Raw genomic sequence first — 21,137 nt, 5'->3', positions numbered from 1 at the left:
GTTCGTCCGTTTTTGCCTCAAAAATAACCACGGCAGATTTACAATCGTTTTTTCATCAGCTTCAGGTTCGTTGCTTCCGCCATCCCGAAGCCGCCGTAAAAGTGCATGTGGTGCGCATCATCCGGACAGACCAGTTCAATCATCTGTGCACCACGTTCCCGCACACGCTGTTCCACTTCTTGGAGAAGTAATCTGCCATACCCCTTGTTCTGATACTCCCCGAAAATCAGGATCTCGTCGAGATAATAGAATGTAAAATCATCGTAGCTTTCCAAAAAACCGATAACAAGCCCTGTTGGAATATCGTTGTCATCTTCTTGCATCAGGCAGAGGGAATCCTCCATCGTTACCATCTGACGGATTCGCTTATATGCCTTTTCATAGGTCCAGCACCCGCCAGAATGTTGGTTGTAGTGGTTCATATAAAGCGTTGCTGCTTTTTCAACATTTTCCTCTGTAATAGGGGTATAGTTCATTGATTCAACTCCTTCTTATAAAAAGCCCCATACCCACACATTCAGAGTGCAGGCATGGGGCCATGAAATATCAGGTTTTATTCTCCCACGATGAGCCGCACAGCACCATAGATGCCGGCATCATTGCCGAGGGTAGCGGCAACGATGGGGGTCTCGCGGCAGGAGCTGAAGGCATAGGTCTTGAAATGCTCCCGCAGGGGGTTGAAGAGGACATCTCCGGCACGGGCGACACCGCCGCCCACCATAAACATCTCGGGGTCGGTGGTGGAGGCAATAGAGGCCAGCGCCATGCCCAGGATGTCGGTCATCTCGTCCACCTCACGGGCGGCCAGTGCATCGCCTGCACGGGCGGCATCAAAGACATCCTTGGCGGCAAAGTCGGTGCCGCGCAGGGTGCAGGGGGTGTCCGGGTTCTCGTCCAGCAGCTTCTTCATACAGCGGACCACGCCGGTGGCGCTGGAATACTGCTCCAGACAGCCATGCTTGCCGCAGCCGCAGACCGCCGTCTCGTGGGGGTTGACGGTGATGTGGCCGATCTCGCCGCCTGCACCGTGTGCACCTTCGATGATTCTGCCGTTGACGATGACACCGCCGCCGACACCGGTGCCCAGCGTGACCATCACCGCGCTGCGGCAGCCCTTGGCACAGCCCATCCAGATCTCGCCCAGCGCGGCCACGTCGGCATCGTTGCCCACCAGCACCTTGATGCCATCCAGCAGGCCGGACAGCTGGATGGAGACGTTCCGCTCACCCCAGCCGCCGAGGTTGGCGCAGACAATGGGCACGATGCGGCTGTCCAGCACAGGGCCGGGCACACCGACACCCACGCCCTCCACCTGCTCGGCAGTGATGCCGTTTTCCTGCATCTTGTCCTTCACGGCCTTGGCCAGGTTCCCGAGGATGTGTTCACCTGCATTGGAGGTGTCGGTGGGCACCTCCCACTTTTCCAGCAGAGCGCCCGCCGTGGTGAACAGGCCCACCTTGGCCGTGGTGCCGCCCAGGTCGATGCCGAATGCGTACTCTTTCATATTCATTTACCCCTTCTTTGCGGCGGTCAGGCCGCCGGTTTTCTCATCGTTATCATTATAACATATCCATTTGCAAAAGACAGCGGCTGAAACAGGATTTATGCAAAAAGCCGAAAATTCGTTTCGATTTTTGGCAAAGCAAAAGGCCCTCCCGCAGTGGGAGGGCCGGAAAGCCTTGGGAGAACTTACTCCTCGTCAGAGGATTCCTCTTCGTCATCCTCATCCTCGTCGTCATCATCCGTCTTGGGCTTATAGAAAATGCCGCTGAGGAAGATGCTGATAAAGTACAGCAGGCACATGGGCACAGCCACGAAGCACTGCGACACGATATCGGGCGGGGTGATGATGGCTGCGACCAGGAAGATCAGGACAATGGCAACGCCGCGGCCCTTCTTCATGATCTCGGGGTTTGCAATGCCCATCTTGGCCAGAATGATGGTGACCAGAGGCATTTCAAACACACAGCCGAAGATGATGAACATGGTCAGGCAGAGGTTGATGTAGCTCTCGATGCTGATGGATGCCGTGATGTAATCGGTACCCTCCAGCGTGACGAGGAAGTTCAGCATGAACGGCAGGGTGACCTTGTAGGCGAACAGCACACCTACGCAGAACAGAGCCAGACCGAACAGCAGCACCAGCCGGAAGAAGAATCTCTCGCTCCGTTTCAGGCCGGGTTTTGCAAAGGCGTAGACCTGATACAGCGCCACCGGAATGGTCACGATCACCGCAGCGATCAGGGACACCCGGAAATACTGCATCAGCTTTTCCTGCGGGGCCAGGAACACGAAGGTGTAGTTCGCATTCATTGCCATGGCCGTCAGCAGGTCGATCAGCTTATCCGAAATTGCCAGGAAGCCGATCACGCCCACTACAAACACCGCCGCGCAGATGATCAGCCGGTTCCGCAGCTCTTTCAGATGTCCGGTCAGCGTCATGCTGCCGTCGTCCGACATGACTTCGGCTTTCTTTTTGCGCTTCACGTTGGTAGCCACAAATTACTCCTCGTCCTTCTTCTCAGCCTTTTCCTCGGTCTTGGTCTCGGCAGGCTTGGCGTCGCCGTTCTCATCCACGTCTTCCATACCTTCCTTAAAGTTCTTCATGGTCTTGCCGAACATCTTGCCCAGCTTCGGCAGGTTCTTGGGTCCAAAGATGACCAGAACGATGATCAGAACAATGATAAACTCCTGAGGTCCGATTCTCATAATAATAATCTCCTTTTTACTCTTGCCGCGCCGCTCTGGCGGGCTGGATTCCAGTTTTTATCCTACAACCGCGGGCGCGGGTGTATCCATGTACTTAGACCTTTGCCTCTTCGGCAGGGGCAGCTTCCTCAGCGGGAACAGCCTCGGCAGGGGCTTCGTTTGCAGCGGGGGCCTCCTCGGGCTTTTCCTCTGCAGCAGGCTCTTCTGCCTTTTCCTCTGCCTTCACAGGCTCAGCGGCAGGCTCCTCAGCCTTGACAGGCTCTTCGGGCAGCTCCTCCACGGTATCCTCCAGCTCGGCCACTTCCTCGACCTCTTCGGCCTTCTTGGCTTCTTCCTTGCTGGTCTTACCAATGTTGGTAAAGCTCTTGGTGACATCCTTCATGCTGTCGTCGATGTCCTTCTTGATGTCGGTCAGGGGAGCAACGGCTTCCTTGATGGGGGCCTGGATCTCGTTCAGGGGCTCCACCACATTCTTCTGGATCTCCTCGGAAGCGGCACCGGTGTACTTCTTCAGCTCCCGCAGCATCTTGCCGAGCTTGCGGGCGTACTCGGGCAGCTTATCGGGGCCGATGACCACGAAGGCCACGATGGCCACCAGAATCAGCTCTGTAAAACCAATTTTCATAGCGTTCCAATTCCTTTCCTCTCACACAACAGGCATCCTTTGCGGCCTGCCGTGCTGTTACTGCACAGGGGATGCGGCGCGGTGTGCGCCTTTGTTGCCCTATGTATACCGGAAGTGTGTGAACTTCAAATGAACTTATTTTGAACAGTATATGAACAAGAGCAATTTCATGTTCATTTATATAACAATTCATATACCCTGTCAAAGATATTACGTCCTGGAATCACTCGACCAGATTGGTCAGCGTGCCAATGCCCTCGATCTCGCACCGCACCACATCCCCGGGCTTGAGGAACTGCGGCGGGTCCATGCCCATGCCCACACCCGCCGGGGGGCCGGTGGCAATGATGGTGCCCGCTTTCAGGGTCATGCCCTGCGAAAGCTCGGCAATGACATGGTCGATGTCAAAAATCTGCAGGGCGGTATTGGAATCCTGCCGCTTCTCGCCGTTGACAAAGCTGCGGATGCCCAGCCTGGGCGGGTAGTCGGCAAAGGCATCTGCCGTGACGATGCAGGGCCCGATGGGGGTAAAGCCGTCCAGACTCTTGCCGAAGTACCACTGTTTGTGCGCCGTCTGCACATCCCGGGCCGAGACATCGTTCAGGATGGTGTAGCCGAAGATGTAGTCCCGGGTCTGACCGGCGGGCACATCCCTGGCATCCCTGCCCAGCACCACAGCCAGCTCACACTCGTAATCCAGCTTTTTCACCAGATCGGTGTGGGCCTCGATGGGGCCGCCGTCCGGCACGGCGCGGGTCACGCGCTTGGAAAAGTAGATGGCATCCTCGTGTTTGGTGGCAAAGGCAGCGGCAGAGTATTTCTCCGCCTCATCGGAGTGGGCCATATAATTGATGCCCAGGCAGATGACATCCTGCGCCGGGGCCGGGATGGGGCTTTCCAGCGTGACGGCCTCCACAGGCAGAGCAGGAATGCCCGCAATGGCCAGCGACAGCCCATACCGCACCTGCGGGGTCAGAAACGGGATGGCCTCGCTCAGGGTCTCATAGCTCAGGCCCAGCCAGCTCAACGGCCAGACCTGCCGCCCATCCTCCGATAAAATCGCCGGGTCTTCCACGCCGTCCGGCAAGCGGCAGGTAATAAAGCGCATATCATATTCCCTTTCTCAGTGCCGATACGCAATGGCGTTCCGGATACGCTCCGCCTCTGCCTGACCGGCCAGCTGGCGCACCAGTTCCAGTGCAAAGGGGATGGCACCGCCCAGCCCATAGCTGGTGGTGATGTTGCCATCCACCACGATCTCTTCATCGTGGACGATGGCACCGGCCAGCTGATCCTGGAAGCCAGCGTGGGCGGTGGCGTTCCTGCCCTCCAGCAGGCCCAGAGAGGCCAGGATGCTGGGGGCGGCACAGATGGCGGCCACCTTCCGGCCCGCCTTTGCAAAGGCGGCACAGGTCTCGGTGACCGTCTTGTTGGCGGCAAGGTTGGGTGTGCCCGGGATCCCGCCGGGCAGAACGACCATGTCCACATCGGAATAATCCACTTCCTCGGCCAGCGCATCGGCGGTCAGGTGGATCTTATGGCTGCTCACCAGCTCCCTGCGGCCCATGGCAGAGGCCACGATGACCTCCACCTTGGCGCGGCGCAGCAGGTCTACCACCAGCAGAGCTTCGCATTCCTCGGTGCCATCGGCAAAAAATACAACTGCCTTACTCATCTTTACAGACTCCCTTCTAAAAAAGCGCACCGCAGGGCGGGTGCTCCCCTGCCCCGCGGCGCGCGGTCCGTGTTATTCTTCGGCGGGCTGTTCCGCCTTTTCTTCCAGCAGGCGGCGCAGCACGCTGTCATCCTTGCTGATGACCCGGCTCACCCGGCTGATGATGGCGCTGGATGCACCAATGTTGCCCATGATGCTGGTATAGCTCTGCTTGTTGACCAGCTTCTCCGCAATGTTATACCGCTGCTCCATTGCACTGAGCTCGGCGTAGCTGCACACATCCTGTAAAAAGCGGTAGCACTCCTCAGGCGTTTTCAATTCCAGCAATGCAGAATACAGGCCGGACTCTCCGGTGGGATGATCTTTTGCCATGGCTTGTTCCTCCCCTATCGTTCAGGTTGGGTCTGGCCCGCGCGGGGCACTTCAATACACTACTCTATTGTAGTGCAAACGCGGCAAAAAATCAACGGGAAATTTACAGCATTTTTTCCAGCGTGGTCAGCTGCATGGGAATGCCCGCAGCTTCTGCCTCGGCGGGGCCCAGCACGCGGTAGCCCTTGGTCTTGAAGAACTGCAGCACCGGCAGGCACTTGGTGTGCACCTCGCAGTACAGGCGGCCCCGGCCCTCACCCCGGGCCAGACGCTCGCAGGTGGCCAGGATATCCCGGCCCAGTGCCTTGCCCCGGTACTCGGGCTTGAGGTAGAGGTGGAGCAAGTGCAGGGCCGTGTTCTCCATCTTCCAGGCAAAGTAGCCGATGGTCTTGCCGCCCAGCACCACGAGGAAATAATTCACATCGTTGTCGATATCTGCCTCAATGGCATCGGCGCTCTGCAGCGTTTCCACCAGTGTGTCCAGCTGCTTTGCAGGGTAATAGCGCTTGTAGACCTCGTGCCAGATCTCACTGGCAAGGTCAGCGTTGGCGTGAATGTATTTGGCCTTTGCGACCAGCTTGTAATCGGGTTTCATAGTGCTCCTTATGCGTATACGATATAATCCGGCTTGCGGGGGGCGGCGGGCCGGGGCTCCTCTGCCGGGTAGCCCAGAATGCAGTGGCCCACGCCGATATAGTCCCCCTCAATGCCCCACTTTTTCAGCAGGGCCTTGCCCTCTTCGGTCTCGAACTCTTCCTTTGCGCGGTTGATCCAGCAGCTGCCCAGCCCGATGGCGGCAGCAGCGTTCATCAGGTTGCCCATCACAAGGCTGCCGTCCTGCACACCACAGCGGGCGTTGGCATCCGCCAGCACCACCAGAATGGTGGGGGCACCGTACATGGGGTCGCCCGTGTTGCCCATCACGGCAGCATTCATCCGGGTGAGCTGGGCGCGGGTCTCGGCATCCTGCACCACCACGATCTTTGCGCTCTGGCGGTTCATAGCGCTGGGGGCAAAGGTGCCTGCACGCAGAACGGCTTCCAGCTCCTCTTTCGTGATCTGCTCCGGCTTGTAGGCGCGGCAGCTGCGGCGGGTCTCAAGGGTATGTAAGGTCTCATTGGTCATAGCAATTTCCCTCCCTAAAAGTTCTGGTGTTATTGTACCATACAACGCCGTAAAGTGCAAAACAAAAAGGCGGCTGCGCCTTCCTTTTTGAAAGCGCAGCCGCCTGATTGCTCTTCGTTGGTTTGGAACGAGATGTTTTACAGCGCGGTCTTGATGTTGTGATGCGTGGAGCTGTAACGAACAACTGCTTCCATCAGGGCAACGGGCCACAGAATGACCTTACCCAAGATCTCGGCCGGCTTGACATCCACCGTATCCATGCTGTTGATGCCGAACAGAACCAGACAAGCAATGCCGCAACCCAGAATGTAATAGTACATAAGTCAAACCTCCTATATTTTTCTCACAGGCTTACGCCTGAAGCTCAAGTGTCGGCGGGGCGTTTTCCGCTCTCCGCATCCTTACTATACCGCAGTTTTGATATAAAGTCAATATCCAAAAACGTGAAACAAATTAAAGTTTCTTTTGAAAGCCGTTTTGTTCATGTAAATAAAGCAGTAAAGTTTGCTTTGCTTTATAAATGTAAAGTCAGTGTCCTGAATTGGCCGTGAGCCGGAAACAAATTGTTCCTATTCTGCCCTGAAAGAGGCCGAAAACAGGCGTTTTGTACTTGTAAGAAAAACAGGAAATGGTGCACAAAGCTCCATCTGTAATTTTGTGCAGAGCGCCCTGCAATAACAGCTGTTTTTCATACGTTTACAGGTTAAGGAAAGACGTGTCGGAATTTTTTGTTTTTTGAAGTGAGGACACCGCCATGAAGAAAATTTTTCGCAAAAAAATTTTTGCTTTTTTCCTCTCGGCCCTGCTGGTGCTGACCCTTTCCCTGCCCGTTTTTGCAGACATGGGCCCCAAGCCCTCGGTCACGCTCAAGCTCTATTACACACCGGGCCAGCGCTATGCGGTCACCCTGCTGGGCAATACGGCCCTCAACGGCCCCTGGACCGCCCCGGCAGACTACCGGGAGCGAATGGGTTCCCGGGAGGCCTGGGAGGCCTTCCGGAACTACCCCGCCCCCGAGGGCTACTACTTTCTGGGCTATTTTCAGGAATACCCCGGCGATGCCGATGCAGAGTTCGTCTGGGGCTACTACCCGCCCAACAAGTTCTATGTTCTGCTCTATAATATAGAGACTGGTACATTCTACCGCAGCGAGGAGCCGGTAGAGCGCTATGCCTTTTCCAGCGAGTGGCAGGTGCTTCTCGATTCCCAAGACGGCCTGCGGGTCTACCACAACCGCAACGATTCCGACATTCTTTCCTCCTTTGCCGCCCGGGTGCTCATCACCCTGATTTTAGAGCTGACGTGGGGCATCCTGCTTTTCGGGCTGCGCGGCCCCGCCCAGCGTGATCTCATCGGTAAGGTCAACCTTGCCACGCAGATCATCCTGAACCTCGGGCTGTGCTACGGCACGCTTTATCTCGGGCCGATGTGGGGCAATTTCCTTTATTTTGCACTAGAGGTGCTGGTGTTCTCCGTGGAAGCCTTTGTCTACAACCGGTATCTGCCCTGGCCGGAGGGCAAAAAGCCTCACCCCATCCTCTATGCGCTGACCGCCAATCTCCTTTCCTTCGGCATCGGGCTGGAATTGAACACCCACTGCACCAACACGCAGATCCGGCTGATCGGGCTTGTCTGTCTGGTGCTGTGGTACGCCGGGCCGTGGCTCTGTCAAAAGCTGCAGAAAGTGCAAAATGCACAATAAAAAGAAAAATATTCGTCAAGAATCAATCTTGTTGCGCACCGGGAAATCCGCTATAATAGAAGCGTCAAACCAGATTTTACCGGAAAGGAGACACGGACGTATGGCAAAAGCATCTCAGGTCGTTTTACTGGAAAATGAGTTTTACCTCATCAAGGCACCCAATGGGAAGGTGTTGGAGATCAAGAACTTCAACACGGAGAACGGCGCGGCCATCCGTCTGTGGGACTACGCCGGGCATCCGTGGCAGCAGTGGCAGTTCGTGGACGCTGGCGAGGGACGCTGGCGGATCAGGAACCGCTTTACAGGCAAGTTTATCGATCTGGCCCTGGGCGGCGTGGTCGAGGGCACCTGGCTGCACCAGTGGGGCCGCACCAGCGGGCTGAGCCAGTGCTGGGAGCTGGAGTCCACCCGGAACGGCCGCACCCGCATCCGCAATGTGCTGGCCGACAAGTACATCGACCTTGTGGGCATGAACACCTCCAACGGTGCACAGGCCCAGATCTGGAATTACGTCTCGGGCGGCAATCAGGAATGGAACCTGGTGCGCGTTGACCCCGACACCGCGCAGACCAACGCCCGTGCTGAGGAAAAGCGGGACCCAGAGCCCACGCCCTCCCAGCGCAAGCACCAGAATGATCTGGTGCGGAAGCTGAACAACGCCGGAAAAGGCCGGGCTGCACGGAAATAAGAAACGATAAAAGCGTCCCACAGGGGGCTCCCTGTGGGACGCTTTTTGTAATGCTGACAGAAACGGAGAATTGCTGATGGATCCCAAATTCCCCATGCGCAACACCACCCTGTGCTATCTGGAACAGGATAATGCCTACCTGATGCTCCACCGCGTGACCAAGAAGAACGACCTGAACCACGACAAATGGATCGGTGTGGGCGGCAAGTTTGAGCCGTTTGAAAGCCCGGAGGACTGCCTGCTGCGGGAAGTGCAGGAGGAGACCGGCCTCATCCTGACCTCCTACCGCTGCCGGGGCGTGGTGACCTTTCTTCTGGGCGAGCTGACCGAATACATGTTCCTTTACACCGCCGATGCCTGGACGGGCACACTGGTAAAGGATGCCGCCCGGAACGAGGGCATTCTGGAATGGGTGCCCAAAGAGCAGGTGGAGCAGCTGCCCATCTGGGAGGGCGACAAGATCTTCTTCCGCCTGCTCGAGGAGGACAGACCCTTTTTCTCGCTCAAACTCCGATATGAAGATGATACGCTGGCTGAAGCCGTGTTGGACGGGAAACCTTTATAACTCCCTCAGTCACGGCTTTGCCGTGCCAGCTCCCTCAATGAGGGAGCCTTTTAGCCTCCCTCATTGAGGGAGCTGGCATCGCGTAAGCGATGACGGAGGGAGTTTAGTTCAGCTTCAGATCGCCCTCTTTGATCCAGCCCAGCTTGCGCTCGATCTCGCAGAAGAGAACGCTCAGGACTGCGGGCAGAACAAAGCAGATGAGGACCATGGCAGCCCAATCCATGGGGGTGATGGCGGCCTTGGTGCCGGCGGCGATATCGTTCACCCAGCCGGTGTACACGCCGATCTGGCCCACCAGACCGCAGGTGCCCATGCCGGAGGAGACCGCCGCGCCGTTCATCTCAAAGTGGAACAGGCAGGTCGCCAGCGGGCCGGTGATGGCCGAGGCCAGCGTGGGGGCGATCCAGATGCGTGGGTTCTTGATGATATTGCCCATCTGGAGCATACTGGTGCCCAGGCCCTGGCTGACCAGGCCGCCCACACCGTTCTCCTTATAACTCATCACGGCAAAGCCGACCATCTGGGCGCAGCAGCCTGCCACAGCAGCGCCGCCCGCCAGACCGGTCAGGCCCAGAGCCGCGCAGATGGCGGCAGAGGAGATGGGCAGAGTCAGCGCCACACCCACGATGACAGACACCAGAATGCCCATGACCAGCGGGGCCTGCTCAGTGGCCCACATGATCAGGGTGCCCACCTGGCTGGCGGCGGCACCGATGGGAGCCGCGATGAGCATGGAAAGGCCCACGCCCACAAAAATGGTCACCAGCGGGGTAACAAGGATATCGACCTTGGTCTCCTTGCTCACGGCTTTGCCCATCTCAGCAGCCACAATGGCAATGATCAGGACAGCCAGCGGGCCGCCTGCGCCGCCCAGCGCATTGGCCGAGTAGCCCACAGTGATCAGGCTGAACAGCACCAGCGGGGGGCAGTGCAGTGCCCAGCCGATGGCGCAGGCCATGGCCGGACCGCTCATGGCCGAGGCATAGCCGCCCAGATCGACCAGCACCTCCAGCCCGGTCTGCTGGCCCAGCGTTTTGATGATGGTTCCGATCAGCAGGCTGGCGAACAGGCCCTGTGCCATGGCACCCAGAGCCTCGATGAGATAACGCTGCGGAGTGATAACGATATCCTTCCGCTTCAAAAAGTCCTTTACACTTGACATAGACTCTTCCTAACCTTTCTCTCCCGGCCCATTGCGCGGGAGCTTTCCGTGTCAAGTATCATACCATACACCTGTCAAGACAGCAAGAGGAGGCCGCGTTTTTCGTCCAAAGCGACAAATTTCACAGCTTTGGATGCAATGATTCTGCCTTCCTGCTCGTTTTTACTGTGGAGCGTGTTTTTCTTTCCGATTTTTCTGCCTGACGCGATGCCGGAGCACAGCGAACTGATTGACGGCGACACGGGTTTGGGTGTATACTGGGAGAGTAAAAATAGCTTTATCCGCAATTATGCGAGACTATATTGGCGGGCCGGTGCAGTTCGTGTATCCTGCCCGGTCCAGCTTGGAGGCAGAGCAAGCGGCATGAAACCAACATCTTTCAAAAAATCAAGCAAGAACGGCACCGGCCGCAGCATCGGCCAGGCTGTTGCGTGCCTTGTGATGGCGGCAGCCATCACCATTGGCGGTGCGGGCACCACCTTTCTGCTGGCATCCCAGCCTGCGGGCCTGACGGTCGAGCCCGCCGCCTTGCAGACTGAGGGCAGAGTGACTCTGCCCAAATTCGATCATAAGAGTGACAGGAGCGAGGCAAAGGCCGAGAGCACCCAGCAAGAGGAGAGCGCTTCTTCTCAGGAGCAGGCCGCAGCCAGCACCCCTGCCGCACCCGTGACCAAGGCAGAGAACACCGCCGCCCCGGCAGAGAGCACTGCCCCCGCTGCGGAGCCCGCTGTGCAACCGGAAGCCGCACCCGCCGACCCCATGGCCGGGGATGCTTCGGAGATCGAGAACGAGAACTCCTTCCCCCACTTCCTGACAGAGACTGAGGCGCTGGCTGCCGAGGACCCGATGGCCGCTCCTGAGGAGGCCGCCATCCTGCCCGAAACGGAGGAGACCGCCCCCGTAGCTGAGGAAGCGCCTGCCGCTTCCGAGAACGGCGAGGAGATGCTGGCCGAGGCCCAGATCAAGGATATCAACGGCACCGTTCTGCTGACCCCTGAGGAGATCCGGGATGCACTGGACAGCGGCACGCTGGACGAAGAGAGCATCGACCCCACCTGTCTGACCGGTGAAAACGGCCTGCTGCAGTGGCTGTGGGAATTCTTCTTCGGCAAGGATGAGGAAGAAACGCCCCAGTATTCCGGCTGGCGCACCGAAAACGGCAAGACCTATTATTACGACCAGAACACCCACCAGCCCGTCACCGGCATCCAGAGCATCGACAACAAGCTCTATTATTTTGATGCCTCCGGCGTGCAGCAGCCCGCCACTTTCGGCATCGATGTTTCCAAGTACCAGAGCAGCATCGATTGGGACAAGGTGAAAACGGCAGGTGTGGAGTTTGCCATCATCCGCGTAGGCTACCGCGGCTACGGCTCCGGCGCGCTGGTGCAAGATCCCAAGTTTGAGGAGCACTTCACCAACGCCCGCAACGCCGGGCTGCGGGTGGGCATCTACTGCTTCAGCCAGGCCGTCAACGAGAACGAGGCCCGCGAGGAAGCACAGGCCTGCGTCTATGTGCTGAATGGCCGCCAGCTCGATTACCCCATCTACTTTGATACCGAGGCTTCCGGTGCAGGCAATGGCCGTGCCGATGGTCTGGGCGTGGAAGACCGCACCAAATGTGCTGTGGCTTTCTGCGAAGAGGTCAAGGCACTGGGCTACAAGCCCGGCGTGTACGCCTCCACCACCTGGTTCCGCAAGCGGCTGGATATGAGCCAGCTGTCTAACTACTACATCTGGAACGCCCACTACAACGTGGCCTCCAGCCCCATTGCCTGCAACATGTGGCAGGGCACCTGCACCGCCCGCATCCCCGGCTACGGCGGCCAGATCGATGTGAACATCAGCTATATGGGCTGATCTGACTGCAAACAAAAAGAGCGAAGATTCGGTTGAATCTTCGCTCTTTTTTTGATACGCCTTATGTTTTTAAGCAAACATATCCTTCAGCTTCTTGAAGAAGCCCTTGCGCTTTTCGTAGTTTTCCTCTTTCAGGGTGCCCTCAAACTTCTTCAGGGCATCCCGCTGGGCCTTGTTCAGCTTCTTGGGGATCTCCACCTCGCACTTGACGTACATATCGCCCCGGCCGCGGCCGTTCAGATACTGGATGCCCTTGCCGCGCAGACGGAAGGTAGTCCCGCTCTGGGTGCCTTCGGGCACGGTGTACTCCACCTTGCCGTCAATAGAAGGCACGGTGATGCTGTCGCCCAGAACCGCCTGGCTGTAGGTGATGGGCACCGTGACCCAGACATCATAGCCGTCGCGCTGGAACACCTCGCTGGGCCGGACCGTGACCATCACGATCACATCACCGGCAGGGCCGCCGTTGACACCGGCATCGCCCATGCCGCGCAGTGCAAAGCTCTGATCGTCGTCGATGCCCATGGGGATGGACACCTCCAGCGTTTTTCTGGCGGCAGTTTTTCCGCTGCCGTGGCAGACCTTGCAGGGGTTCTTGACCAGCTTGCCCTTGCCGCCGCAGCGGGAGCAGGGCTGCTGGGTCTGCATCACGCCAAAGGGAGTGCGCTGCTGCCGGATGACATAGCCGCGGCCGCCGCAGTCCGGGCAGGTCTCGGGGCTGCTGCCGGCGGCGCAGCCGCTGCCATGGCACTCCGTGCACTCCTGCTGGCGGGTGATGGTGATGTTCTTCTTGCAGCCATGCACGGCCTCATCAAAGCTCAGGGTGATCCGCACACGGATATCCTGACCCTTGCGGGGGGCGTTGGGGTTTGCCTGACGGGCAGAGCCGCCAAAGCCGCCGAAACCGCCGCCAAAGATATCACCGAAGATATCGCCCAGATCGACCCCATCGCCGCCAAAGCCGCTGAAGCCGCCCGCGCCGCCGCCATTCTGGGCTGCATAGCTGGGATCAACACCGGCAAAGCCGTACTGATCGTACAGCTGGCGCTTCTTCGGGTCCGAAAGCACCTCGTTGGCTTCATTGACTTCCTTGAACTTTTCCTCGGCATCCTTATCGCCGGGGTTGTAGTCCGGGTGGTACTTCATGGCCAGCTTGCGGTAAGCCTTTTTGATCTCCGCATCGGTGGCCGTTTTGGATACTCCCAGCACTTCGTAGTAATCGCGCTTTTCCTGTGCCATAACCATACCTCTATAAAACCAGCAAAGGCCGCCCCGGCAAAACCGGAGCGGCTTTTGCTTTTATCCGGCACGCCTGCCCGCCGGTTTGGCCGGGCATCTGCCGTTTGTGTCAGAACTTAGACTTCCTTGAAGTCAGCGTCCACAACGCCGTCATCGTTGGGCTTCTGCTGGTTGTTTGCGCCAGCATCGGGGCCGGGCTGTGCGCCTGCAGCCTGCTGGGCAGCAGCGGCAGCCTGATACATCTTCTCAAAGACATGGCTCAGCTCATCCTGCTTTGCCTTGATCTCATCGATGGAACCGGACTGAACAGCGGTCTTGAGGTCGGCCAGCTTTGCCTCGGCTTCGCTCTTCACGTCAGCGGGCATCTTGTCGCCGTTCTCCTTCAGCATCTTCTCAGTCTGGAACACCATCTGATCAGCGCCGTTGCGGATATCGACCTCTTCACGCTTCTTCTTATCATCGGCAGCGAACTGCTCAGCTTCCTTCACAGCCTTGTCGATATCCTCCTTGGACATATTGGTGGAAGCGGTGATGGTGATGTTCTGCTCCTTGCCGGTGCCCAGATCCTTTGCGCTGACCTTCACGATGCCGTTTGCATCGATATCGAAGGTGACTTCGATCTGAGGCACACCACGGGGAGCCGGAGCAATGCCATCCAGGTGGAACACACCCAGGCTCTTGTTGTCGCGGGCAAACTCACGCTCGCCCTGCAGAACGTTGATCTCAACAGAGGGCTGGTTATCAGCGGCAGTGGAGAACACCTGGCTCTTGTGGGTGGGGATGGTGGTGTTGCGGTCGATGATCTTGGTGCACACGCCGCCCAGGGTCTCAATGCCCAGGCTCAGCGGGGTGACATCCAGCAGCAGCAGGCCCTTGACATCGCCCTGCAGAACGCCGCCCTGGATGGCAGCGCCCACAGCCACGCACTCATCGGGGTTGATGCCCTTGAAGGGCTCGCAGTTCAGTTCCTTCTTGACTGCATCGTAGACAGCGGGGATACGGGTGGAACCACCGACCATCAGGACCTTCTTCAGGTCAGAGGGACGCAGGCCTGCATCCTGCAGAGCCTTGCGGACAGGGGTCATGGTGCGGTCGACCAGATCAGCGGTCAGCTCATTGAACTTTGCGCGGGTCAGGGTCATATCCAGATGCTTGGGGCCGGTAGCGTCAGCAGTGATGAAGGGCAGGTTGATCTGGCTGCTCATTGCGCTGGACAGCTCGATCTTTGCCTTCTCAGCAGCTTCCTTCAAGCGCTGTGCGGCCATCTTATCCTTGCGCAGGTCGATGCCATTCTCGTTCTGGAACGCATCTGCCATCCAGTCGATGATGCGCTGGTCGAAGTCATCGCCGCCCAGGTGGGTATCACCGTTGGTGGCCAGAACCTCGGTCACGCCGTCGCCCATCTCGATGATGGAGACATCGAAGGTGCCGCCGCCCAGATCGTAGACCATGATCTTCTGGTCCTCTTCCTTATCGATGCCGTATGCCAGAGATGCGGCAGTGGGCTCGTTGATGATACGCTTGACGTTCAGGCCGGCAATGGTGCCTGCGTCCTTGGTTGCCTGACGCTGGCTGTCGTTGAAGTATGCAGGAACGGTGATGACTGCATCGGTGACAGTCTCGCCCAGATAAGCCTCGGCATCAGCCTTCAGCTTCTGCAGGATCATAGCGCTGACCTGCTGGGGAGTGTACTCTTTGCCGTTCAGGGTCACCTTGTGGTCGGTGCCCATATAACGCTTGATGGAAGCCACCGTGTTCTCAGGGTTGGTGATGGCCTGGCGCTTTGCGACCTGACCCACCAGACGGTCGCCGGTCTTGGTGAAGCCGACAACAGACGGGGTGGTGCGTGCACCCTCAGAGTTTGCGATAACAACGGGCTCGCCGCCCTCCATAACAGCCACGCAGCTGTTGGTAGTACCAAGGTCGATACCAATGATCTTACTCATAATGAAAGCTCCTCTCAAATTCAGAACGTTTTTTGTTTATATGATGCTCAAATGTTACCAAGCGGATGTTATATTTGAAAACCCTTGCGGGGTCTTGCAAAATCACTCTGCCACAACAACGGTGGCATGGCGGACGATCTTATCGCCCAGCTTGTAGCCCTTCTGGTAAACTGTGATCACGGTGCCGCTCTCCTGCCCATCGGGGGCGGGGATCTGCTGCACGGCATTCATAAAGTTGGGGTCAAAGGGCTTACCCAGCGCCTCGATCTCCTCCACATGGAGGACGCTCAGCGCCTTGGCGGCTTTGTCCAGCGTCATGGTCACGCCCTTCTTGTAATTCTCGTCGGTGGTGGGGGCGTTGGCCGCCATCTCCAGCGTATCCAGAATGGGGATGATCTGGTTCACGGCAAAGGACACGCCGTCGTTGAACTTCTGGTCAGCCTCACGGGTGGAGCGCTTGCGGTAGTTCTCATACTCAGCGGCCATCCGCAGCAGCTGATCCTTGGCCTGATTGGCATTCTTCTCAGCCGCGTCCAGCTTTGCCTTCACAGCCTCCAGCTCCCGGGCCTTCTTGTTGAAGAAGCCATCCTTTTTCTTGGGGTCTGCCGCTTCAGCGTTCGTCTCGGGAGCCGCTGCCTGCTCAGGTGCAGTTTCCGGGGCGGCCTGCTCGGCGGTGTTGGGCTCCACGGCAGGTTCTTCTGCCTGCGGGGTCTTTTTTGTTTCTTCGCTCATTCCAGGTCCTCCTTATAGATCACAGTCCGCCGGGGTGCGGCTGCCTGCGGGGTATCTTTTCGTTTGCCGCTCATTCCTTCGCCAAGCTGATCGGCAAAGGTGTGGAGCAGCGGCATCAGCTTCTGGAAGGGCATCCGGGTGGGGCCGATGAGGGCCACGGAGCCCCAGAGGCCTCCGCCCACCAGATACCGGTCACTCACGATGCACAGGCCGGGGATCTGAGGTTCCAGATCCTCGCCCAGCAGGATGCTTTCGCTCTGCTCTGCCGGGGGTGCAATGAGGGCGGCGGCCTGCTCTTCGTCGTTCAGCAGGCTCAGGATGCTGCCCACCTTGCCGTCCAGCTGGGGCCAGTCCAGCAGGTACTGCTCACCACCCAGATACACATGGGGCTGGGTGGAATCCTGCAGGATGGCGGCGGCGGCGCTGATCACCGGCACCAGCTCCGGGCTGATCTGGCTGCACAGCTCTGCAAGGAGCCGGGGCGACAGATCAACAGGAGCCACAAAGGTCAGGTTCCGGTTGAGCAGGGCGGCAAGCGCCGCTGCATTTTCCCGGGAAAGACCGGTGCGGACCCGCGCCACACGGGTGCGGACATAACCGGCAGTGGTCACAGCCAGCACCGCTGCGGCGCTGCGGCCCACCTGCACCACCTCGTAGTGGGCGATGCAGAGATCCTCAGCACAGGGGGTGCTGACGGCGGCGGTGCAGCCGCTGATGGCGGCCAGCGCCTTGGCGGCACCCTGTGCCAGCTTTTCCGGCTCGTGGTCAAGGCTCGCGAACACCGCGTCCACACGGGCGCGGGTCACACGGTCCAGCGGCTGGTCATCGGTGAGAAGATGATCCAGATAATAACGGTAGCCCTTGGCACTGGGGACACGGCCTGCGCTGGTGTGGGGCTGCTCCAGCAGACCCAGCTTGGTCAGCGCGGCCATCTCGTTGCGCAGCGTGGCACTGGAAACTGCCATATCAAAGTAGTTTGCCAGCACACTGCTGCCCACGGGCTCGCCCTCGAGGCCATACAGCGCAACGATCGCCTGCAAGACACGCTGTTTGCGTGCATCCATCGTCATAGCGCCTGCCTCCTTCGTTCGCTTTTTGTTCTTTAGCACTCCTTCTTCCTGAGTGCTAAGACCATTATATCCAATTTTGCGGCGCTGTCAATAGCTTCTCAGAAAAGTTTTGAAAGATTCATAATTCTGTCATAAAGCTGGCTACACCCTCTCAGTCAAAGCCTGACGGCTTTGCCAGCTCCCCCGAAGGGGGAGCCAAGGGCTATCCCAGATTCAGCAGCATCTGCCCTCTGTGATGTCTTGCCTCTCCCTTTGGGAGAGGTGGCATTGCGTAAGCAATGACGGAGAGGGTTCGCAACCTAAAAAAGCCGCCACACATCGCTCTGTGCAGCAGCTTCTCTATTATAAGGTATTATTCCTCCATCTGCTTTGCCAGAAATGCCGCCGCCACGTTCACCGCCTTGAGCTGGGCGGCATCGGGCTGGGCAGTGCGGTCCTCCGTAAGCAGGCCCACACTGCCGGTGACATCCCCCGCCGCAATGATGGGCACAGCGCACAGCAGCGCCCGGGGTGAGCCCTCACAGGGCAGCAACGCCTTTTCGGGGCTGCCATCGCTCTGGTAGGGCTTGCGGCTGTCCATCAGCTTTTCCAGCGGCTGGCTCACGCTGCGGTCGGCCAGATCCCGCCTGCCCGCACCGGATGCCGCCAGAATGCGGTCCCGGTCTGAGACAAAGGCCGTCAGGGCAAAGCACTTGCTCAGCACATCCACATACTGGGCCGTCACCCCGCTCAGTTCCCCCATGGGCGAATACTTTTTGAAGATGACCTCACCGTCCCCCGTTGTAAAGATCTCCAGCGGGTCTCCCCTGCGGATGCGCTGGGTGCGGCGGATCTCCTTGGGGATGACCACCCGCCCCAGCTCATCGATGCGGCGCACGATGCCGGTTGCTTTCATAAGGTTCCCTTCCTTTCCATGTTCCGGTTTTGCTTCCAGATTTCTGTGAAGTATGGTTATTCTGTGGAAACAGGAAGGGAATTATTCATTCAGCTCCTGCCGGAGCCTTACCTGCGCACATACTGCGTCTTTCTGCCCGCGCCGATCCTCTCCAGAACGCCCTCCTCTGTCAGTTTTTTCAGCGCGCTTTCAATCGAGCTTGTACCAAAGCCCGGGCAGGCCTCTGCGGCCTCCTGTTTTGTAAAGGCTCCCAGCTTTTCCATCGCATAACTGCGCACTCGTTCGTACGCCGTCACGCGCTTCTGTCCCCCGCCAACCAGATCGACCCGCTGCTCAAAATCCTGATAACAGGAGCAGATCACCGCCAGCATATATTTGATGAACGGTGTCGGGTCATTTTCCTCCTCATGCCAGTGCTGATCAGCCTGCGCCAGTGCTGCATAGTACTCATCCTTAGTCTCTGCAATTGCTTTTTCAATGCTGATGTACTGCCCCACAACATATCCATTCTGATACAGCATCAAAAGGGTCAGCAGCCGGCTCATTCTGCCGTTACCATCATTGAAAGGATGGATACAGAGAAAATCCAAGATAAAACAGGGGATCAAAAGCAGGGGATCAACGAGTTCTCTGTGCAGCACATCCTGATAAGTGCAGCAAAGTGCCTCCACAGCACCCGGTGTCTCGTATGGTTCCAGCGGGCGGAACAGCACATGGCGTTCCCCGCTGGGAAGGGTCATATCGATCTCATTGGGTGTAGTCTTAAAATGTCCTCGATAGGTCAAATTCGTATATTTCAGCAGATCACGGTGCAGTTGCAGGATGTACCCCGGCTCTACCGGAATATAGGCATAGTTCTCGTGGATGAGATTTAAAACATTCCGATATCCCAATATCTCCATTTCGTCCCGGTTACGTGGAGTCGTTTTATCTTCAACCAGCTGTTTCAGGCGTGCATTGGTCGTGATGATCCCTTCGATCCGATTGGAGGACTCTGTACTTTGGATCTTTGCGATCTCCACCAGCCGCTCCAATTCAGCGGGCCTTTGTTTCAGATATAGTTCCTGCCGCCCCTTGCATTCATGGATCTTCGCAACATAAGACAAGACCTCATTATCCCAGGAGTATTCTGCAATCTTTTTATAATCAAATGTACGCATGATTCACCCATTCCTTCTCCCAGCCCGTTCTTCCTTCTCCCAATTATACGCTCATTTTGGGAGAAAGCAAAAGAAACTGGGAGAAATCTTTTATCGTTCTCGTCACTCGCAGCTCCGGCCGGAGCGCTGCTTATCCTCATACATCCGGTGGTCGGCCAGGATGCGGATGGCACGCACATCGTCACTGTCGCAGGGGTAGACCGCACAGCCGCAGCTGGTGCCAATCTGCACCTCTGCATCCTTCAGGCGGTAAGGCTCCCGGATGGCTGCCTTGATCTTTTCCACCCGGCTCTTGCAGAACCCCTCCGTTACGGCTCCGTTGACGATGAGGGCGAACTCATCCCCGCCGATGCGGAACACCGCATCGCTCTCCCGCACGCAGCCCCGCAGGCGGCTGGCCACCTCCTTGAGCAGCTGGTCGCCCACATCGTGGCCGTAACGGTCGTTCACAGGCTTGAAACGGTCAAGGTCGAGGTAGAACAGGACAAACGGTGTCCCGTTCAGCTCGTTTTCTTTCAACAATGCGTCAAAATAGCGTTCATTATACAGTCCGGTCAGGCCGTCGGTGTTGGCCAGGTCCTCCATCTGCTGGCGGGCCTCCCCTTCCTGCCGGAGGGCGCGCTCCTTTTCCTCCACGCGCAGGCGGGCATCGGTGCGGACACCGTGCACCAGCACGATGCCTGCGCAGAAGAACAGCCCAGCCAGCAGCAGGATGGTGGCGTTCTGGATCTTCCGCATTCCACTGTCCACCACGTCACGGCCGACGATGCCCACAATGGACAGATCCTGAAAGCCCACAGGCTGGTAGACCAGATAATAGCTCTTGCCTTCAAGCCAGCAGGAAAGGCTGCCGCTGCGGCCCTCTGCCACGTCCTGCCGGGCCCGGGTCAGTGTGCCCGCATCCACCTGCGCATACTTCTGCAGGTAGTCGAACAGGTTGTCCATCCAGTCCTCGATCTCGCTCTTGGGCTCCTCCGAGAGCATCACATCGCCATCGGGATGGATGATGTAGCAGTCGCTCTGGCCGCCGTAAGCACTGCCGCCGATCAATTCCTCTATGGTCTTATTCCGATAGCTCACGGCAAGGCTGGTGTAGGTGGTGCCGTCGATCTCCACCGGCGCAATGGGCGCAGCGTATACCACACGGCGCTCCCCGCTCCGCATGATGTAGCTGGACACCGTAGGCTTGCCGGTGCGGTACATCTCCTCAAAGGCCGTCCAGAGGTGATCCACTTTTTCATGCTTGCCCCGGATGCTCCAATATTCGCAGTTTTCATTGAACAGATACACGCTGCTGTACCGCCAAATCTCCCGCTCGGCCTCATAGCTGCGCAGGCGTTCCTCCGCCAGGCCCTCCTCATTGGCAGCCTGCAGGCTCTTGCCCCACTCGTTCAGCATGTTCCAGTTGCTCCGGCTGAAGATGGTAAACGACTTATCCACCTGCTCATAGGTCTCCAGCAGGTTGCGGGTGCCTTCGTCATAGAACTGCTGCCGGATGTACAGGATGTACCAGCACAGACCTGTCACCACGACCATCGCCAGCAGCAGCGCAGCTGCCGTCCATCTTTCTTTTTTCTTCCACATATTCAGCTTCTCCTCAGCAGAGTCCCAA

Annotated in this window: 23 protein-coding genes; 4 read left to right on the top strand and 19 right to left on the bottom strand. The window is 58.0% G+C overall.

Annotation, left to right across the window (positions count from 1 at the left end; translation table 11 throughout):
- Nucleotides 1–38 precede the first annotated feature (38 nt).
- The 11 genes from J3353_RS08315 to J3353_RS08265 all read right to left on the bottom strand — a co-directional run bounded on the left by J3353_RS08315 (nt 39) and on the right by J3353_RS08265 (nt 6,826).
- On the bottom strand, nt 39–476 hold the full coding sequence (locus J3353_RS08315) for a GNAT family N-acetyltransferase (protein WP_207684647.1): 438 nt from the start codon (nt 474–476) through the stop codon (nt 39–41).
- Between the two features lie 77 nt (nt 477–553).
- The gene (locus J3353_RS08310; protein WP_097773228.1) at nt 554–1,504 is read right to left on the bottom strand and encodes an ROK family glucokinase; all 951 of its coding nucleotides are present in this window, start codon (nt 1,502–1,504) and stop codon (nt 554–556) included.
- A gap of 185 nt (nt 1,505–1,689) precedes the next feature.
- A complete protein-coding gene (gene tatC / locus J3353_RS08305) occupies nt 1,690–2,499 on the bottom strand; it encodes a twin-arginine translocase subunit TatC (RefSeq protein ID WP_156066665.1) in 810 nt (269 codons plus the stop codon).
- A 3-nt stretch (nt 2,500–2,502) separates the two neighbouring features.
- Nucleotides 2,503–2,709 (bottom strand): twin-arginine translocase TatA/TatE family subunit, encoded by a 207-nt coding sequence (tatA, locus tag J3353_RS08300; protein ID WP_154277128.1) that lies wholly within the window; start codon nt 2,707–2,709, stop codon nt 2,503–2,505.
- A gap of 94 nt (nt 2,710–2,803) precedes the next feature.
- Nucleotides 2,804–3,334, bottom strand: coding sequence for a twin-arginine translocase TatA/TatE family subunit (locus tag J3353_RS08295; protein ID WP_207684646.1), 531 nt, complete (start codon nt 3,332–3,334; stop codon nt 2,804–2,806).
- Between the two features lie 223 nt (nt 3,335–3,557).
- Nucleotides 3,558–4,442 carry a fumarylacetoacetate hydrolase family protein gene (locus J3353_RS08290; RefSeq protein ID WP_207684645.1) on the bottom strand — a complete coding sequence of 295 codons (885 nt, stop codon included), beginning with the start codon at nt 4,440–4,442 and terminating at the stop codon, nt 3,558–3,560.
- A 15-nt stretch (nt 4,443–4,457) separates the two neighbouring features.
- The gene (locus J3353_RS08285) at nt 4,458–5,009 is read right to left on the bottom strand and encodes a DJ-1 family glyoxalase III (RefSeq protein ID WP_207684644.1); all 552 of its coding nucleotides are present in this window, start codon (nt 5,007–5,009) and stop codon (nt 4,458–4,460) included.
- 72 nt (nt 5,010–5,081) lie between these two features.
- Nucleotides 5,082–5,381 carry a YerC/YecD family TrpR-related protein gene (locus J3353_RS08280; RefSeq protein WP_005934651.1) on the bottom strand — a complete coding sequence of 100 codons (300 nt, stop codon included), beginning with the start codon at nt 5,379–5,381 and terminating at the stop codon, nt 5,082–5,084.
- Nucleotides 5,382–5,484: 103 nt separating this feature from the next.
- A complete protein-coding gene (locus J3353_RS08275; protein ID WP_005934652.1) occupies nt 5,485–5,976 on the bottom strand; it encodes a GNAT family N-acetyltransferase in 492 nt (163 codons plus the stop codon).
- 8 nt (nt 5,977–5,984) lie between these two features.
- Nucleotides 5,985–6,506 carry a nitroreductase gene (locus tag J3353_RS08270; protein ID WP_005934653.1) on the bottom strand — a complete coding sequence of 174 codons (522 nt, stop codon included), beginning with the start codon at nt 6,504–6,506 and terminating at the stop codon, nt 5,985–5,987.
- Nucleotides 6,507–6,643: 137 nt separating this feature from the next.
- Complete coding sequence (locus J3353_RS08265) at nt 6,644–6,826, bottom strand: hypothetical protein (protein ID WP_005934654.1); 183 nt, start codon at nt 6,824–6,826, stop codon at nt 6,644–6,646.
- Between the two features lie 434 nt (nt 6,827–7,260).
- Between J3353_RS08265 and J3353_RS08260 the strand changes: the two genes are divergently transcribed.
- The 3 genes from J3353_RS08260 to J3353_RS08250 all read left to right on the top strand — a co-directional run bounded on the left by J3353_RS08260 (nt 7,261) and on the right by J3353_RS08250 (nt 9,461).
- On the top strand, nt 7,261–8,208 hold the full coding sequence (locus J3353_RS08260; RefSeq protein WP_207684643.1) for a hypothetical protein: 948 nt from the start codon (nt 7,261–7,263) through the stop codon (nt 8,206–8,208).
- Between the two features lie 100 nt (nt 8,209–8,308).
- On the top strand, nt 8,309–8,896 hold the full coding sequence (locus J3353_RS08255) for an RICIN domain-containing protein (RefSeq protein WP_035394617.1): 588 nt from the start codon (nt 8,309–8,311) through the stop codon (nt 8,894–8,896).
- A gap of 76 nt (nt 8,897–8,972) precedes the next feature.
- Nucleotides 8,973–9,461, top strand: a complete 489-nt coding sequence (locus J3353_RS08250; RefSeq protein WP_207684642.1) for an 8-oxo-dGTP diphosphatase — start codon at nt 8,973–8,975, stop codon at nt 9,459–9,461.
- A 103-nt stretch (nt 9,462–9,564) separates the two neighbouring features.
- Here the strand turns inward: J3353_RS08250 and J3353_RS08245 are convergent, their stop codons facing one another.
- Complete coding sequence (locus J3353_RS08245; protein ID WP_154277124.1) at nt 9,565–10,623, bottom strand: PTS transporter subunit IIC; 1,059 nt, start codon at nt 10,621–10,623, stop codon at nt 9,565–9,567.
- Nucleotides 10,624–10,986: 363 nt separating this feature from the next.
- Here J3353_RS08245 and J3353_RS08240 point away from each other — a divergent pair, with 363 nt between their 5' ends.
- On the top strand, nt 10,987–12,483 hold the full coding sequence (locus J3353_RS08240) for a glycoside hydrolase family 25 protein (RefSeq protein ID WP_242700904.1): 1,497 nt from the start codon (nt 10,987–10,989) through the stop codon (nt 12,481–12,483).
- A 69-nt stretch (nt 12,484–12,552) separates the two neighbouring features.
- Here the strand turns inward: J3353_RS08240 and dnaJ are convergent, their stop codons facing one another.
- The 7 genes from dnaJ to J3353_RS08205 form a co-directional block, all read right to left on the bottom strand.
- The gene (dnaJ, locus tag J3353_RS08235; RefSeq protein ID WP_097773189.1) at nt 12,553–13,722 is read right to left on the bottom strand and encodes a molecular chaperone DnaJ; all 1,170 of its coding nucleotides are present in this window, start codon (nt 13,720–13,722) and stop codon (nt 12,553–12,555) included.
- A gap of 116 nt (nt 13,723–13,838) precedes the next feature.
- A complete protein-coding gene (gene dnaK / locus J3353_RS08230; protein WP_005934665.1) occupies nt 13,839–15,668 on the bottom strand; it encodes a molecular chaperone DnaK in 1,830 nt (609 codons plus the stop codon).
- A gap of 102 nt (nt 15,669–15,770) precedes the next feature.
- Nucleotides 15,771–16,400, bottom strand: coding sequence for a nucleotide exchange factor GrpE (grpE, locus tag J3353_RS08225; RefSeq protein WP_207684640.1), 630 nt, complete (start codon nt 16,398–16,400; stop codon nt 15,771–15,773).
- Nucleotides 16,397–17,470, bottom strand: coding sequence for a heat-inducible transcriptional repressor HrcA (hrcA, locus tag J3353_RS08220; RefSeq protein ID WP_097771359.1), 1,074 nt, complete (start codon nt 17,468–17,470; stop codon nt 16,397–16,399). Before hrcA ends, grpE begins: the two co-directional genes overlap by 4 nt.
- Before the next feature lie 352 nt (nt 17,471–17,822).
- Nucleotides 17,823–18,365, bottom strand: coding sequence for a stage V sporulation T C-terminal domain-containing protein (locus J3353_RS08215; RefSeq protein ID WP_005934668.1), 543 nt, complete (start codon nt 18,363–18,365; stop codon nt 17,823–17,825).
- Nucleotides 18,366–18,472: 107 nt separating this feature from the next.
- Nucleotides 18,473–19,525 carry a Fic family protein gene (locus tag J3353_RS08210; protein ID WP_154277121.1) on the bottom strand — a complete coding sequence of 351 codons (1,053 nt, stop codon included), beginning with the start codon at nt 19,523–19,525 and terminating at the stop codon, nt 18,473–18,475.
- Between the two features lie 102 nt (nt 19,526–19,627).
- Nucleotides 19,628–21,109: a diguanylate cyclase domain-containing protein gene (locus tag J3353_RS08205; protein ID WP_207684639.1), complete on the bottom strand. Its 1,482-nt coding sequence runs from the start codon at nt 21,107–21,109 to the stop codon at nt 19,628–19,630.
- Nucleotides 21,110–21,137: the final 28 nt, after the last annotated feature.

It is taken from the genome of Faecalibacterium sp. Marseille-Q4137 (genome assembly GCF_017377535.1).
GTDB lineage: Bacteria > Bacillota > Clostridia > Oscillospirales > Ruminococcaceae > Faecalibacterium > Faecalibacterium duncaniae.
This window is presented reverse-complemented; position numbering and strand designations above follow the sequence as displayed.